Here is a 15,290-nt window from a genome sequence, read left to right as displayed (position 1 = left end):
GTCGGAAACAAGGAACTGGCCGTGCAGGCCGCTCGTATGATGTTGGCGGAACACCTTGGGCTGGTACAAAACACCATGACGTGGGACGCAGCGGTGAAGCTCTACACCACGCAGCGCGGCGAGGTAATCGAGAGTTACGTTATCCGCTGGCTCTCTGAGCGCATTGGTACCCTGGACCTTCTCGATGTAGACCACGAGGTTATCGACCAGCTAATCGAGGACAGGCGCACGGATACCTCGGGCATGGTAGCCAGCGGCAAGAATCGGCAAGTCGGCATCGGCACGATTAACAAGACTCTATCAGCGGTACGCTCGGTCCTGAATTGGGCAAAGAACGAAAGGCATCTGCTTACCTCAGTGCCAAACATACCGCGCATTAAAGAAGACAAGCGCCAGAGCAAGGCCGATTTATTTCTAACACCCGCCGACTTCAAGCGCCTTCGTGCCGCCCTACCCGTCCACCTGCGCGACCTCATTATCTTCGCCGTGCTAACCTTACTCCGAAAGCAAAACGTGCTGGACCTCAAGTGGGCAGACGTAAACTTGGAGCGCGCTGAGGTTTATATCGAGGGCGGCCAGATGAAGGGCGGCAAGAGACAGGTGGTCCCGCTAGTGCCCCAAGCGCTCGAAGCGCTCAAGAGGCAAGTCGGCAAGAATCCGGTGTGGGTGTGGTGCTACGGGAAACAGGGACGCCACCTCAGCCAGATAAGCACCACCACATGGCACAAGGCGGTCGCGAAGTCGGGCGTGGACCCGCGCTCAACATTCCACACCCTGCGCCATTCAGGGGCGAGTTGGTTAGCTCAAGCAGGGGCCACAGAGTCGGAGTTAATGCAAGCCGGTTCATGGAGCAACCCAGCGGTTGTGAAGCGATACGCTAAACTCAGACAGGAAGACAAAGAGCGCACCTTTGGGCGGCTCGCAAAGATTGACCTCAAATAGCGCGCACGGTGTCACACATTTGGCACACTTGCGACTGGCATACGGCGGAAACCATTGCTACACTTATATCTACACCAAGTACACGCTACTAATTCATATTCAGTGAATCATCAAAGCACCTGTAACTCGCCTTGCCAAGATTGCCAGTGCCCTTTGTGCTTGAAAGCCGATCGATCGCTCATTCTTGAACACGACTGAAAGGGGGTAACAGATGAGGAAAATCGCCTTCACTTTAGCCGGCCTTTCACTCTTGGCAACAGCCTGTGTTTATACAGATCAGGAGGTCAGCCTCAAACCTGAAATACAGATCGATCCCACCCACATCGGAGAGGGTCGGCGAATTACGCTGACAACCGTGGATGAGAGAACCGAAACGACGATTGGGCATCGGGGTGCTGGGGGTTACGGCGCGGAAATTACGGTCCGCGAAGACGTCGCCGCAGTGGTCGATGCAGCAATTGCTGAAGGGCTCGAACAGCAAGGCTTTGACACCACTGGTATGTTAGAAGTTGATCTGAGGGAGCTGCGGGTCGAAGTCCGGAGTCTGAAGTTCACATATAGCACAGGACTGCTCACTGGCACACAGCGCACGGAGGCAGCGCTTAAGGGAATCTGTGCTGTCAACGGCAAGCGAGAATACGAAAGTTTGTATATCGGCAGCACCGAAAAGGAAGTGGTTGTCGATCAATTTGCCCAGAAAAACGAGGCAGATATTAACCTAGCACTATCACAGGTTCTCAATAACTTGCTGGACGATCAGGACTTGCTCCGCTGTCTATCAAATTAGGGTTGTGCCCTGACGCCCAACTCACATAGCGAACAGTTAAGAGCTCGCTGACAACACCTATAAGCCGCAGGGATCCCTGCAAGCCTCAGCTGATATAAAAGAACTGAGTAACGTAATGTCGGGTACGACTAGCTTTAGACCGGCGAAGCGATCGGAATGTCGGACCATCGCCACACTATACAGGATTTCCTCCGACGGCCTCGCCGATTACATTTGGACAAAACTCGCAGCACCAGAAGAGGACATATTAGATGTCGGTCAAGGGCGCTATGAACAGGAAGATTTGGTCTTCAGTTACAAAAACTGCGTAGTCGTAACGCATGATGAGAAAATCATCGGAATGCTGGTTGGGTTTCCGATGGAGATCGAACCGGTTGCTAACGAATTGGAAGAAGATCCAGTGCTTGTGCCTTACAGCAAGCTAGAGGAGGCTAACAGCTATTACATCTGGGAAATGGCGCTTGTGCCTAAATACCGCAATCAAGGTATTAGCTGCAAACTTGTGGCCCTAGCCGAAGACAAGGCAAGAGAGATGAGCTACGAAAAGTTGAGCCTGATCGTCTTTGAACAAAATGAAGGCGCTTTGAGGCTATACGAGCGTTATGGTTTCGAGGAGGTGGCACGCGATCCTGTTGGGCCGCATCCGCTGATTCGCCACACCGGTGATGTGCTCCTGATGGTCAAAACCATTAATTGACACGCGTCAATTCGAACACCAGCCGGCAGATAATTAATTGGAAATAGCGCGAAGACGTGGTTCGCCCGCGCCCCATTCGTCAGCGTTACCTAGTCCCCCTTGTGCTCATATTCACCCTCCATCAACTCATACCACATCGCATTCAGGATGGCGAAGGCACAGGCGAGGCCCAATCCCAACACCCAACTGAAATACCACATGATCCGACTCCTCCTCAGTACGCCGACTCGCTTCGCGTAATGTCGTCCGCGGTGACCTTGCCTCTCAACACGCGGTAGACCCAACCGGTATAGGCGATAACCAGTGGCAGAAAGACTACCGTGGCGAGAAGCATCAGGAACAGGGTCATATGACTTGATGAGCTGTCCCAGATAGTCAGGCTTGATCGTGGATCAGTTGCTGACGGCAGGATGAATGGAAAGGTGCCGACGCCGAAGGTGCCGACAACGCCCGCCACACTAAACGCGCTTGCGATCCAGGCCCAACCGGCGTGCCCTAAATGCAAGAACGCAACCGCCATGACAGCGCCAAGGTAGCCAATCACGGGCACTCCTATGGTCCACGGATAGGCACCATAGTTATTGAGCCACGCACCCTTTTCAAGGACCACGATTTTTACAAGGGGGTTACTGGGCGCGAAATGTCCTGCACCCTCCGTGATCACGTAGCCGTGCATGCCAAAGGCCACCCAAAGACCCGCAAGGGAAAACAACACTAACATCACCACCGCGGCAACACTTGCCGCACGTCGGCCTCGCACTTCAAGCTCCCCCTCTGTCTTTAACGCCAGGAACACACCGCCGTGCATGATAACCATCGACAGACTGACAAAACCGCAAAGCAGTGGAAACGGTGTAAAGAGCCCAAAGAAGCTGCCGTCGTAAAAGCTCCTGAGATCATCATCAAGATGAAATGGGATCCCAAGCAGCACATTACCCAGGGCAACTCCGAAGACAAGTGGCGGCACCACACCACCGATGATCAGCGCCCAATCCCATAGCGCGCGCCAGCGTGGATTCGTCAGCTTGGATCGGAACTTGAAACCCACCGGTCGCAGGATGAGAGCTAACAGGACAAGGAACATCGCCACATACAGACCGGAAAAGGTCACCGCGTATAGCAGCGGAAAGGCCGCAAACATGGCGCCTGCTGCAAGCACGAGCCATGCCTGATTGCCTTCCCACACAGGCCCAACGGTGTTGATGATAATGCGCCGCTCGGTGTCGTTACGCCCCGCCCAGCCGAGTATTGCCGCAATCCCCATATCAAACCCATCCATAATCGCAAAGCCGATCATCAGTGCGCCCAACAGCCCCCACCAGATGAAGCGCATGGTCTCGTAATCCAGAAACATGATCTTTTCCATGCCCTACCTCAATCTGGCTTTCGGGGCACTGCCGGCACGGGACCCGTACCCGCCGAGACCGCTCCACCGGCAGCAAGCGACAGGTGGCCCTCCGGCCCGATGCGGATGTATTTGAGAAGCAGAAAGACATCGACTGCCAAAAGAGCGGAGTAAAACAAAACAAACCCACCAAGGCTTAGCCAGACTTGACCCACGGAGACGGATGATACGCCGAGAAACGTGGGCAGGATGTGTTCAATGATCCATGGTTGACGACCATACTCCGCAACGAACCAGCCAAGCTCCGCTGCAATCCACGGCAGCGGCAGCGACAAGAGTACTGTCCAGAGAAACCAGCGGTAGCGATCAAGCCTGTGCCGCGCCGATAAGTAAAACGCATAGGCAAAAAGTGCAATGAAGAAAAAGCCACAACCCACCATGATGCAAAAAGCGAAGAACAGCCGAAAGACATTCGGCACGAGATCACGCGCCGCTTGCTGGATCTGTTCATCTGTGGCATCCGCCAGATTGTCCGTATAGCGCTTCAACAAGAGCGCATAGCCAATACGATCTTTGTACTTTTCAACAACATCGCGCGCCACGCTATCGGATCGATCCGCCCTAAGCCGCTGCAAGGCCTCGTAGCCGAGAATGCCCTCGCGCATGCGCCCGTCAGCCTCCCTGACGAGATCGCGAATGCCGGGGACTTCCTCATCCAGCGATCGCGTTGCGATCATGCCAAACACCCAGGGGATCTTGATCGCATAGTGGGTAGTCTCCTGCTCCATGTCCGGGATCCCAAAGAGTGTGAAACTCGCAGGTGGCGGCTCCGTCTCCCACATGGCCTCCATGGCGGCGAGCTTCATCCTCTGGTGCAGCGTAGTGAGGTAACCGCTCTCATCGCCAAGGACTACCACGGAGAGCGCCGAGGCCAATCCGAAACTGGCCGCGACGGTCATGGATCGCTTCGCAAAGGCAATGTTGCGACCCTTGAGCAGATAGAACGCGCTGATGGACAGGACGAACATAGCACCGGTCACGTAGGCGGCGCTTACTGTGTGTACGAACTTCGCTTGCGCGACAGGATTGAAGAACACCTCGACAAAAGAGGTAAGTTCCATCCGCATTGTGTCAATGTTGAACTCCGCACCAACCGGATTCTGCATCCACCCGTTCGCGATCAGGATCCAAAGCGCCGAGAAGTTGGTGCCAAGGGCAACCAGCCAGGTGACAACGAGATGCTGCACTTTGGTGAGACGATCCCAACCAAAAAAGAACAGGCCCACGAAGGTCGCCTCGAGAAAAAACGCCATCAGCCCCTCGATGGCAAGCGGCGCGCCGAAAATGTCACCGACGAAGCGGGAGAAGTACGCCCAGTTGGTCCCGAACTGGAACTCCATGGTGATGCCGGTCGCAACGCCCATGGCGAAGTTGATGCCGAACAACAGGCCCCAGAACTTGGTCATGTCCCGCCAAATTGTGCGCCCCGTCATCACATAGACGCTCTCCATGATCGCCAACAACATGGCGAGGCCGATGGTGAGCGGCACAAAAAGAAAGTGGTACATGGCAGTCAGTCCGAACTGCCACCTGGAGAGCAGGACGACATCTTCCATATCAGTTTGCCCCCGTCACGCTTGTCACAGAGTCTTCGGCATAGAAATGCTCGGCGATTGCCTTCTGATCCACATGGGGGCGTCCGCCGGAGTGAAGAAAAGCAAGTACAGCACGAGCAACGCGATGAGCTTTGCCGTCAGTGCAACGGATATCTCAGTAGCTAACGACTGACGATGCATGGTCGGAGTATTTTTGCTTGTATAGGCGCGCTCTAGCGCAAGCAGACAGCTTGCACGCAGCCAGCTCCTCCTCTAGCGCCCAGTACAGCGCCGTCAATCGCCGGACAAAACCAAAAGACGCCGGCCACTGATAATGACGTGGTCAGGCCCGTGGGCGCGGGCACATACTCCGACAGTGCGCGTCTACCGTTATCGATTACTCAGCGTCTCCCATGCAATGTAAGATCCGCTCCACCGCTCGATGCGCCGCACTGATATCAGAAAGGGTCGCAATCGATGCACGAGTGGTAAAAAGGGGCATTGTTTAGCGACGATAATTTTACTTATGGGGCAATTAGCCTGATCCGCCAACGAACTGGCTGGGCTTGCTTTCCTGCTTCAGCGTTTTTGCGTATTGCAAGGTGTAAAATGGCTTGGATCTATCTCGTGGTTGCTGGTCTTTTTGAGATTAGCTTTACGACGTTTTTAAAACTCTCAGACGGTTTCACGAAACTCTGGCCGTCGCTCGGGTTTTTAGTCTTCGCCGCTATCAGCTTCTTGCTGCTCACAGTTGCCTTGCGTGTCATCCCCTTAGGCACTGCTTATGCCGTGTGGACGGGGATCGGTGCATTGGGTACCGCCGTTGTGGGCATTCTCTTTTTCGAAGATCCCGTCAGTGTTCTGAGAATAATTTTTCTTATGCTCTTGATCGGATCGATTATGGGCCTAAAGTTGGTCTCCGCAAGTTGAGTACGATGACGCTAGGTCATTTCATGGGTTCTGGCCTGCCCGGCGGAAGCGCCCCATCAGCACGTGCCTTTAGGAAGCGATAGAGGGCATCAAGTTTCGCCATGACGGCCGCGTTGTCTTTCCAGCCCGGCATCACGCCCATCTCACCTTGCATGCCATGGGTGACAACCTCCTTAAAGCGCTCAAAATCGAGGCCTTCTTGGAGCTTCTGCACGAGGTTTGGGCCAAAGGACGTCCCCTCGGCATTCTCTCCATGACACTGGTGGCAATCGATGGAGAACATCGTCCAGCCGATATAGGTGTCATGGTCCACCTGACAAGTCACTTGTGGGGTCCCTTTATGTTCGCACTGCACGGTGTACTTGAATTCCTCGTCGGCGCTTGTTGTAGACGCGTCCTCCCCAGTCGCATCGACCACGTCAGTAACGAGCACGCTAAAAATTACGACCGGTAACACAGCCATTGAAAAGTGCGCCACTCGACCACTTAAGATATAAAACTTCCCTTGTCCCATCCGCCTAACCCCCTCTAAGCTTGACGGTCCTCATATTGTGCCAACGGAGAGAAATGCCCCGCCCTATTCCACGCTAGCCACCGTATCAGAAGTCATATTGAAACCGCAACTGAATGATGTGCGGGCTGTCATCGCCTCGGACTTTTCCATCGTCATTGGCGAAGATATCGGTGTCCACATAGATGTAGTTTGCCATCACGCGCATTTGTTCATTGATATACCAGTTAACGCCGAGCGTCACGTTATTTTCTCTACCTCCTCGGATGTCCCGACTGTTGAAATCGATCGTGCTATAACGGACGGCGAGTTCAATGGCGCCGTATTTGCGTGTGGGTTCGACTCCCCCAAAATAACCACCGTTGCGGACATATCGCCGTTGTTCGCCGGTCGGGAACCAGCTCGCAAAGATATACCAGCCATCGAAGTGGACATCCGGGAATCCCGACCCGCGGCCGACGTCCGCCCGCATGTATTCGCCTTGGAGCGCATACGGACCACGCTGGGCCGCGGCTTCTAGACCGATGCGCGTGACGGCGTCCGCGCCCTCTATCACCCCCGTGTTCACGTAGCGCACGTCCGTGAGCCCCGACTCGGGGCGGTTCCGAAAACTGACATCTTCACTGCTGCTGATATCACGGATCGATGCGGACACACCGACATGGAGCAGGTTGAAGTCAGTCCGAAAAGGGAGCTTAGACTGAATGGGGAGTGTGGTCACCCGGCCGGTCAGGCCTGTGCCCTGGTCCCCCTGGTCCTTAAGCGACCCGACCTGCGGACCAAAGAGTCCCCCCTGGATACTCCAGCGTTCCCGATAGGTGCTGGCCTTAATGCCGACTGTGTCACCGGGCGCCAGGGCGCTCGGCAGGGCGCGCTCCATGAACGTGATATCTAGGTTGCCTGTCATCACCTCGAGACTGAAAGGTTCTGTTTGCACGCCATAGGTCAACAACGTTGGGTCGAATCCCAAGTACCGCACATAAAAGCTACTCAACGCGATCCCGCCCCCGCTTTTTGATTGGCCTCCGTTGCTAAACAGGTCACCAGTGATTTTGTATGCCCAGGTTTTTGTGAGCATGCCCTCCGCAAAAAGCGATAGTACTCGCAAACCGATCTTGTTTGCGCCGAGGTCGTTCTTATCTTCAAAGTAGTGCGCGTAATCCACAAAGATCTTACCGCCGACATGTGCCGTGAAGTCCCTCCATTTAAGCTCCAGTCCGCGGTACGTTGACAACTTGATATCCGCCTCGCCGACTTGTGTGCGAATGACCGTTGCCCGATAGTGTTCCTCCCAGTGAAGAAATTTTGGATCATCTTCGGCCTCTGACGCGGCTGCCTCATTATTATCATCAACACCCTTGGCTTTCTTTGAAGTATCGTCAAAAGCGGCTGCCATAGGAGTCATCGCAAGCAGCGCAAAGACCATTAAGAACGAAAGTCGTTTTGTCATCACTTATCGGGGGTCACCAAACCTCTGCTTTCCCTTTGCTTCCCCGGAATTGCTGGCTGTTTTTCACATTATGAATTTTGTTTTCTCAATAATTCTAGGCCGTTTCGCTCAGTGCCCAAAGAGCGTCTGCCGGAGAGTAGGCCAGATACAACGATTTTGACAGGATTAAAACGAGGAGCACAAAGTGCGCCCGCTATGGTCCTGACCACCGCCGGTCCACATTAACCCCCAGGCGTAACGGGTTAATCATCGCGCCAAGGAAACGCGTCTCAAAGCAAATAGGCCTCTTTTTCTTTGACACCTACCGAACGGACTTCCAAACTTCAGGTAAAATGAGCGTCATGAGGACACTCATGCTTCGCCACCCATTACAAAGAAAAATCAAACGATGAAGGAGACAACGATGCAAACGAAAAACCATAATCCGATCTTTACAACCTTGGCGCTTGCGGTGGCACTCGCGGGCACATCGATACTGGCTGTCGCCGACGAAGCCAAAGAACAGGAAACCGTCAACGCGGCGCAAAGGACAATCTCAGAATTTGCCGCAGATCCGGATATGACCTGGTTTCGGAATCACGTCGGATCAGCAAGGGCCGTATTCATTGTGCCCCAGGAGCTTAAAGGGGCATTTTTCATCGGCGGCTCGGGCGGTAAGGGCGTTTTGCTAGCCCGTGATGTACAAACCAACACGTGGAGTCAACCGGCATTTTACGGCATGGGGGCCGCGAGCTTTGGACTGCAGTTCGGTGGACAAGCAGCGCAGGTGGTGTTGATGGCGATGACCGAGAAGGGCGTCAATGCGTTTCTCAGCACTAAATTTCAGCTGGGCGCTGCCGTGAGTGTGGCCGCTGGTCCGGTGGGTGCCGGGGCACAGGCCGCTACCGCCGACGTTCTCAGCTTTTCACGCACCAAAGGTGTCTTTGGGGGTGTTTCTGCCGAGGGTTCGGTCATTTCGCCCCTGAACGATGCCAACAACGCCTACTACGGCAAGCCGGTCACTGCAGTCGATATCCTGATTCGGCACAGCGTCAGTAACAAGGGTGCCAGTGGACTCGTCAACACGGTGGCAAAGATCGGGAAATGACGCTTAAAACCCACGCATGGATTTAGTGCGCGGGTTCACCATTGCCACCGTTATAGAGGGCGAGGGGTTAATCAAAACGAGAATCGTTTGCGCTTCTAACTTACGATCGAGGAGCTATCGTCGCCGGCGCTGCCTCTCTCTCTTTTGATTTCCCGAGAAGCTCGCCCAATCGCCCCATGACGACGTAGAACACGGGCGTGAAGATCAGCGACATGATCGTGGCGGCGATCATCCCACCCACCACTGCGGTGCCGATGGCCTGACGGCTCGCCGCCCCGGCCCCGGAGGCCACAACCAGGGGCGTGAAGCCGGCGATCGACGAGATGGCCGTCATCAAGATGGGCCGGAAGCGAAGCTGGGCCGCAGTGGTCGCCGCCTCCAAGATGGCCTTGCCCTGGGCCCGTTGCCTAGCTGCAAACTCCACGATCAAGATGGCATTCTTGCTCGCGAGTGCAATGAGCAGCACGATTCCGATCTGCGTGTACACGTTGTTGTCGAAGTCGCGCATTATCAAGGCGATGATAGTGCCGAGCACGGCCAGGGGCACCACGAGGATCACGGCGGCCGGGTTTGTCCAGCTCTCATACTGTGCCGCGAGCACCAGGAACACGAGAATGATGGCGAGGGCAAACACCAGAATGGCTTCTGAGCCGACCTTCTTCTCCTGGTAGGACATCCCCGTCCACTCGTAGCCCATTGACGTCGGCAGCTTCGCGTCGGCCATCCGCTCCATGAGACGGAGCGCCTGTCCGGAGCTGAAACCGGACGCCGCCTGGCCGGTGATGGATGCCGCCGGGAAAAGGTTATAACGAAAGATCGTCTGCGGACCGAGGGTTTGCTCCACACTGACCAGGGTACCCACCGGCACCATTCGGCCTTCGGCATCGCGTACATCGAGCCGTCGGATGTCCTCCGGCTCGACGCGAAACTGATGATCCGCCTGAACCTTCACCTGCCAGGTTCGCCCAAACTTGTTGAAGTCATTCACGTATGCCGAGCCCAGGTAAGCCTGAAGCGTGCCGAAGACCTCGTTCAACGAAACGTCCAGCTTCTTGGCCTTCTCGCGATCCACCTCGGCGAATAGTTGCGGCACGCTCGCGCGGAAGGTGGTATTCAAACCGCTAAGCTCGGATTGCGCGTTACCGTCGACAATGATCTCCCGGGCCACCTGAGCAAGTTCTTGCGGCCCGACACCCCCCTTATCCTGGAGCTGCATCTGAAAGCCGCCCGCAACGCCAAGGCCCGGGATGGCGGGCGGCGGGAAGGCAAACACGATTGCCTCCTGGATGCCCCGAAACCTTGCCATCAAGTTTCCGAGGATCGCCTCCTGGCTGAGGCTGGGGGCGGTGCGCGCATCCCACGGTTCCATGATAATGTAGACGGTTGCCGCGTTGGAGGCATTGGTACCATCAATCACGGAATAGCCACCGAGCGAGACCCAGTCCCGCACGCCGGGCGTCTCTTTAAGGATCCCGTCGATGCTATCCAGTACCTCTTGCGTACGCTCCAAGGAGGCCGAGTCGGGCAGCTGCACGTTGGCCAAAAGATAACCCTGATCCTCGGTGGGCAGGAAGCCGGTCGGCAGCTTGCCGAACTGCCAGCCGGTGAAACCACCGATGACGAGAAACAGAAACATCATAACGAGGCTGCGCCGCACCAGCGTCTTCGCCATGCCCACATAGCCGCCCTCAACTTTTCGAAACGCAGCATCAAAGCCACGGAAGAACCAGTTCTTACGCGCCTTGGGCGGTCGAAGAAGAAGGGCTGAGAGCGCCGGGCTCATGGTCAGCGCGTTAATGGAGCTAAAAACAGTCGCCACGGCGATGGTGAGCGCAAACTGCCGGTACATCTCCCCCGTGATCCCCGGCAGGAAGGCGGCGGGCACAAAAACCGCCAAGAGCACCAGTGTCGTCGCCACCACCGGGCCGGATACCTCGCTCATCGCCTGAATCGCCGCTTGCTTAGCGTTCAGCCCGCGCTCGATGTGGGAGACCGTGGCCTCGACCACGACGATTGCATCATCAACGACAACGCCGATGGCGAGCACGATACCAAACAGCGTCAGCATGTTGAGCGAGAAGCCCAGAGCCCCCATGACGGCGAAGGTACCGATGAGCGAGACTGGAATGGCCACCGCGGGCACCAGTGTGGCCCGCCAGTCCTGGAGAAAGATGAATAGCACGAGGAAGACCAGGGCCGCCGCCTGGAAGAGCGTGATGAAGACCTCCTTGATGGACTCGGCCACGAAAATGGTGGTGTCGTAGGGGACGCTGTATTCCATGCCCTCCGGGAAGAAGGCGCTCAGCTCGTCCATGGCGGCGCGCGTCTTGTCTGCGACCTCCAGCGCGTTGGCACCGGGAAGCTGGTACACGGCGATACTGGCCGAGGGGGCACCATTCAAGCCTGACGTGATTTCGTAACCCTTGCCCCCGAGCTCCACCCGGGCCACGTCCTTGAGGCGCGTGATGGCCCCGCCTTCACCGGTCTTGATAATGATCTCCTCGAACTGGTCAGTCTCGCTCAAGCGTCCAAGCACGTTGACGGGATACTGGAAACTCTGACCACGGGGTGCGGGTGGTTGCCCTATCTGACCTGCCGCCACTTGCACATTCTGCTCCCCGACTGCGTTCAGGATGTCCTGGGTCGTCAGGCGGCGGGATTTCAACTGGCGGGGATCCAGCCAGATGCGCATGCTGTAGTCGCTTTGCGGGAAGATGACGACTTCTCCCACCCCGGGAATTCGGGCCAGCACATCCTTGATGCGGAGCGTCGCGTAGTTGCTCAAGAACAGCTCATCATAGCGACCATCAGGCGAGAAAAGCGAAATGAACAGGATAATGTTCGTCGATTTCTTTTTAGTGTTGACCCCTTGGCGCTTGACCTCTTCCGGGAGATTGGGCTCGGCGAGGTTCACGCGATTCTGGACGAGCACCTGCGCCATATCGAGATTCGTCCCGATCTCGAAGGTCACGGTAAGTTTGTAGGAGCCGTCGCTCGCGCTCGTCGACGACATGTAGATCGAATCCTCCACCCCGTTGACCTGCTGCTCGATGGGGGCAGCCACCGTCTCGGAGACGACCTGCGCATTCGCACCGGGATAGGACGCCGAGACCTCAACGGTGGGCGGCGTGATCTCAGGGTATTGCGCGACGGGAAGGGTTCCTAATGTGACGCCGCCCGCGATGACGATGACGATGGAGATGACGCTCGCGAAGATCGGGCGCTCGATGAAGAACCGGGAGAACATGGCGATCGGCCCCCGGCGCTACTCAGGCTTCTCGTCTGACACCGGGACCGCGGCCGCAGTAGGCTTGGCTTTCGCGGCCATCGCCTGTCCCCGCGCCGACGCGGTCAACGACACCATCTCGGTTTTCTCCGGGTCCACCTTAGCCCCGGGGCGTGCGCGTTGGATCCCGTTCACGACCACCCAATCATCATTTTGCAGTCCCTCTTCGATGACACGCATGCCGTCAACGAGCTGGCCCTGTTGGATATTTCGCTTTTCAATGACGTTCTCGCTGTTCACGACCAGGAGAAACCGTCCGCTTTGATCCGCGCCGATTGCCCGCTCGGTGACTAAGGGCATGTCGGGACGCTGGGCAATGGGCATTCGAACCCGGGCGAAGAGCCCCGGGATAAGAGTGGGGGGCATGCCGGGATTTTCGAACACCCCACGCAGTCGAATAGTGCCCGTTTCAGGGTCGACCCCAGACTCCCCGAAATCGTAGACGCCTTCGTGGGGATACCCCTTTTCATTGGCGAGACCCAGATACAAGGGTATTTCGGCCCTGACTTCCGACTCCGTCTCGGGATCGATGCCTTTCTCCTCGACCGCCTTGCGGAACAAGGCCATCACCCGTAGCAGGTCCCGCTCGTTCAGATCGAAGTAGACGTACATCGGATCATAGCGGGTGATATCGGTCAGCACAGTAGCCTGCCCCTCGCCGACCAGGTTGCCGACATCCACCTGATTGCGCCCAACACGGCCCGTGATCGGCGCCGTCACCTGCGTGTAGCCGAGGTTCAGCTTCGCGCGATCGACTCTCGCTTGTCCCCGTTGGATGGCGGCCCGCGCCACGTCCCGCTCGCCCTGCCATTTCACGACCTCGGCCTCGGAGCCCGCCTGCTTCTCGAATAGCCTCTGCGCCCGGGCAAATTCCGTTTCCGCCCGTTTGAGCTCTGCCTGGGCAGCGGCGAGCTCGGCTTGCGCCGCCTGCAGCTGCGCCTCGTATTCTCGTGGATCAATGACAAACAGAAGTTCGCCCGCCGTAACGAAGGTGCCCGGCGTGAAGTGCATGCTCTGGAGCACGCCGGAGACCCGGGCGGGCACGTCGACCCGCTCGGAGGCGACTGTGCTGCCGGTGAACTCCAAATAATCCGTGACTTCCTTAACGAGCGGCTTCGCGACCGTCACCTTGGGCGGTGGCGGCTTGACATAGGTGTTGGTTTCCTCGCAACCGGCAAGTATCAGCGCAAGCACGATGCCGGCTAACCCAAAACTGAGTCCCCTTCTTCCCTCAATGAACAGCACGTCCCCCTCCCCACGAGTCTCACGTTGCATTTTCAGCCCTGTCGGTCCCCCGATCCACTAGGGCGGCGCAAACCCGGGTGGCGCCTTCTCCCAGGGATAGCCGTCCTTCGCCAGATCGTAACCCAACCCAAAGAGCATTTGCATGTAATTCTGGTCGAAGGGCTCCTGGGACTCGACGCCGAAGCTATCTGGAATGTACGCCAGGTTGAAATCGACCCCGTCTCGCTGAGCCCCCAGATAGATGCGATAGAGATCGCCTTCCCCCTGGGTTTCGATCAAGGTGAGGATGGACCGCCCTGCGATGGCCGCAAGCAGACGTTCATTGATTCGGGACTTTTTAGGCATCTAGTTATGCACCGTTACCCCTACGCGCGTACGCGATGGAAAAGCATGCTTATCCTAGCTGTGGAAGGGTGGGGGTAAAAGGCGGCCAGGAGTCCCTAAATACAGCACTCATAATGCTGCATTCGAAGGTCATAGTGCTTAACTGCCGCAAGCCCCAACGTCTGCTTCCGACCCAGAGCGGATATTAACGGATGAAAGCGGCATGGCAGACGAAGCCGTCGTCGGTAACGATTGCGCCGCAGCGCTGTAGCAACGACATCGAGGCGGGGCCTCAAGCGGACTTCCAACAACCAGAGCTAGCTAGCTATTTCTTCGGCATCGGCGGCGGGGTGTAGCCTTTCCACTTACCACTCGTGATGTATTCCGACGTTTTCTTCTCGTCTGAACGAGGCGCATCCTTGTACGCCTGAGTGACGTCGGGCGGCAGGACATACTCATCCACCACGGCCATGCGCACGTTGATCTTATCTTTGGTGACGTTGATGACCATCAGGTCGCGCGCTAAGGCCAGCGGGCCGTCATAAGTCTTGCGGACGCCATCCATGATCGCGGCGTTGTTCTCCGGCGATTGCACCGAATGGTAGCCAACGGCCAAGCGCGGTTTGACTGCCGACATCACTTTGCCAAAGGCTTGAGGCTCGGTGTGGATTCTCGTCGACACCCACGTCGCCTGGGCCAGGTCCCAGCCGAAATACCGCGCCAGAGCCTTGGGCGGAAGGAAGGCCTCGTGCGAGGCTACGTCTGCATCGGCGGCGTATTTTATGTACCACTTGTTGGGATACGTATCGCCGCCGAACACATACTTGAGCCCGTTCCATTCGACACTGTAGCTCACAGAACCGTCCAGAGCGTGAATGGCCGGCCATGAACGAATCGTCACGCCGTTGTCCTGGTAAACGATCTCGTTAATTTCCTTGTAATCGAACTCGTGCACCACGATCTGCCCGCCGGCGTCAGGTAGTGCGCCGCTGCAGGTGGCGATGTCCCAGGCGTAGCCCGTCTGCATGGCTTCCACAAAGGCCTTGGTGCCCAATTCCGGGTTAGACCCGCTCGGCCCGTAGAGGTGGAGC

General features: G+C 56.8%; 14 protein-coding genes. 5 read left to right on the top strand and 9 right to left on the bottom strand.

Features of this window, described 5'->3' with window-relative positions; translation table 11 throughout:
- From O6944_03020 to O6944_03010, 3 genes are all read left to right on the top strand, one after another.
- Positions 1-942: site-specific integrase (locus O6944_03020; GenBank protein MCZ6718112.1), on the top strand; the 942-nt coding region annotated here is incomplete at its 5' end.
- Positions 943-1,153: 211 nt separating this feature from the next.
- Positions 1,154-1,729, top strand: coding sequence for a YajG family lipoprotein (locus tag O6944_03015; GenBank protein MCZ6718111.1), 576 nt, complete (start codon positions 1,154-1,156; stop codon positions 1,727-1,729).
- A 115-nt stretch (positions 1,730-1,844) separates the two neighbouring features.
- A complete protein-coding gene (locus O6944_03010) occupies positions 1,845-2,426 on the top strand; it encodes a GNAT family N-acetyltransferase (protein ID MCZ6718110.1) in 582 nt (193 codons plus the stop codon).
- Positions 2,427-2,515: 89 nt separating this feature from the next.
- Here the strand turns inward: O6944_03010 and cydX are convergent, their stop codons facing one another.
- Genes cydX through O6944_02995 form a run of 3 tightly spaced genes read right to left on the bottom strand, consistent with a single transcriptional unit; the run spans position 2,516 to position 5,387 of the window.
- Positions 2,516-2,626 (bottom strand): cytochrome bd-I oxidase subunit CydX, encoded by a 111-nt coding sequence (cydX, locus tag O6944_03005; GenBank protein MCZ6718109.1) that lies wholly within the window; start codon positions 2,624-2,626, stop codon positions 2,516-2,518.
- Positions 2,627-2,640: 14 nt separating this feature from the next.
- On the bottom strand, positions 2,641-3,792 hold the full coding sequence (gene cydB / locus O6944_03000) for a cytochrome d ubiquinol oxidase subunit II (protein MCZ6718108.1): 1,152 nt from the start codon (positions 3,790-3,792) through the stop codon (positions 2,641-2,643).
- A gap of 8 nt (positions 3,793-3,800) precedes the next feature.
- Complete coding sequence (locus O6944_02995) at positions 3,801-5,387, bottom strand: cytochrome ubiquinol oxidase subunit I (GenBank protein MCZ6718107.1); 1,587 nt, start codon at positions 5,385-5,387, stop codon at positions 3,801-3,803.
- Positions 5,388-5,975: 588 nt separating this feature from the next.
- Between O6944_02995 and O6944_02990 the strand changes: the two genes are divergently transcribed.
- Positions 5,976-6,296 carry a multidrug efflux SMR transporter gene (locus O6944_02990; GenBank protein MCZ6718106.1) on the top strand — a complete coding sequence of 107 codons (321 nt, stop codon included), beginning with the start codon at positions 5,976-5,978 and terminating at the stop codon, positions 6,294-6,296.
- Positions 6,297-6,312: 16 nt separating this feature from the next.
- Here the strand turns inward: O6944_02990 and O6944_02985 are convergent, their stop codons facing one another.
- Both O6944_02985 and O6944_02980 read right to left on the bottom strand, forming a co-directional pair.
- Positions 6,313-6,810: a c-type cytochrome gene (locus tag O6944_02985; protein MCZ6718105.1), complete on the bottom strand. Its 498-nt coding sequence runs from the start codon at positions 6,808-6,810 to the stop codon at positions 6,313-6,315.
- 85 nt (positions 6,811-6,895) lie between these two features.
- Positions 6,896-8,257: a porin gene (locus O6944_02980; protein MCZ6718104.1), complete on the bottom strand. Its 1,362-nt coding sequence runs from the start codon at positions 8,255-8,257 to the stop codon at positions 6,896-6,898.
- 403 nt (positions 8,258-8,660) lie between these two features.
- Between O6944_02980 and O6944_02975 the strand changes: the two genes are divergently transcribed.
- Complete coding sequence (locus O6944_02975) at positions 8,661-9,344, top strand: lipid-binding SYLF domain-containing protein (protein MCZ6718103.1); 684 nt, start codon at positions 8,661-8,663, stop codon at positions 9,342-9,344.
- Between the two features lie 100 nt (positions 9,345-9,444).
- Here O6944_02975 and O6944_02970 read toward each other — a convergent pair whose 3' ends face one another.
- The 4 genes from O6944_02970 to O6944_02955 form a co-directional block, all read right to left on the bottom strand.
- On the bottom strand, positions 9,445-12,591 hold the full coding sequence (locus O6944_02970) for a multidrug efflux RND transporter permease subunit (GenBank protein ID MCZ6718102.1): 3,147 nt from the start codon (positions 12,589-12,591) through the stop codon (positions 9,445-9,447).
- Between the two features lie 18 nt (positions 12,592-12,609).
- The gene (locus O6944_02965) at positions 12,610-13,905 is read right to left on the bottom strand and encodes an efflux RND transporter periplasmic adaptor subunit (GenBank protein MCZ6718101.1); all 1,296 of its coding nucleotides are present in this window, start codon (positions 13,903-13,905) and stop codon (positions 12,610-12,612) included.
- A 27-nt stretch (positions 13,906-13,932) separates the two neighbouring features.
- Positions 13,933-14,220 carry a hypothetical protein gene (locus O6944_02960; GenBank protein MCZ6718100.1) on the bottom strand — a complete coding sequence of 96 codons (288 nt, stop codon included), beginning with the start codon at positions 14,218-14,220 and terminating at the stop codon, positions 13,933-13,935.
- A gap of 304 nt (positions 14,221-14,524) precedes the next feature.
- On the bottom strand, positions 14,525-15,290 hold a 766-nt coding region (locus O6944_02955), incomplete at its 5' end, for a hypothetical protein (GenBank protein MCZ6718099.1).

It is taken from the genome of Gammaproteobacteria bacterium (assembly GCA_027296625.1).
Lineage (GTDB): Bacteria > Pseudomonadota > Gammaproteobacteria > JAKEHO01 > JAKEHO01 > JAKEHO01.
Note: the sequence above shows the minus strand (reverse complement) of the source record. Positions and strands in the feature narration are given on the sequence as shown.

Excerpts from the sequence above, each read along its gene's own strand:
- O6944_03015 (MCZ6718111.1), top strand. The coding sequence starts at position 1,154 with ATGAGGAAAATCGCCTTCACTTTAGCCGGCCTTTCACTCTTGGCAACA.
- O6944_03010 (MCZ6718110.1), top strand. The coding sequence starts at position 1,845 with ATGTCGGGTACGACTAGCTTTAGACCGGCGAAGCGATCGGAATGTCGG.
- cydX (MCZ6718109.1), bottom strand. The coding sequence starts at position 2,626 with ATGTGGTATTTCAGTTGGGTGTTGGGATTGGGCCTCGCCTGTGCCTTC.
- cydB (MCZ6718108.1), bottom strand. The coding sequence starts at position 3,792 with ATGGAAAAGATCATGTTTCTGGATTACGAGACCATGCGCTTCATCTGG.
- O6944_02995 (MCZ6718107.1), bottom strand. The coding sequence starts at position 5,387 with ATGGAAGATGTCGTCCTGCTCTCCAGGTGGCAGTTCGGACTGACTGCC.
- O6944_02990 (MCZ6718106.1), top strand. The coding sequence starts at position 5,976 with ATGGCTTGGATCTATCTCGTGGTTGCTGGTCTTTTTGAGATTAGCTTT.
- O6944_02985 (MCZ6718105.1), bottom strand. The coding sequence starts at position 6,810 with ATGGGACAAGGGAAGTTTTATATCTTAAGTGGTCGAGTGGCGCACTTT.
- O6944_02980 (MCZ6718104.1), bottom strand. The coding sequence starts at position 8,257 with ATGACAAAACGACTTTCGTTCTTAATGGTCTTTGCGCTGCTTGCGATG.
- O6944_02975 (MCZ6718103.1), top strand. The coding sequence starts at position 8,661 with ATGCAAACGAAAAACCATAATCCGATCTTTACAACCTTGGCGCTTGCG.
- O6944_02970 (MCZ6718102.1), bottom strand. The coding sequence starts at position 12,591 with ATGTTCTCCCGGTTCTTCATCGAGCGCCCGATCTTCGCGAGCGTCATC.
- O6944_02965 (MCZ6718101.1), bottom strand. The coding sequence starts at position 13,905 with ATGCAACGTGAGACTCGTGGGGAGGGGGACGTGCTGTTCATTGAGGGA.
- O6944_02960 (MCZ6718100.1), bottom strand. The coding sequence starts at position 14,220 with ATGCCTAAAAAGTCCCGAATCAATGAACGTCTGCTTGCGGCCATCGCA.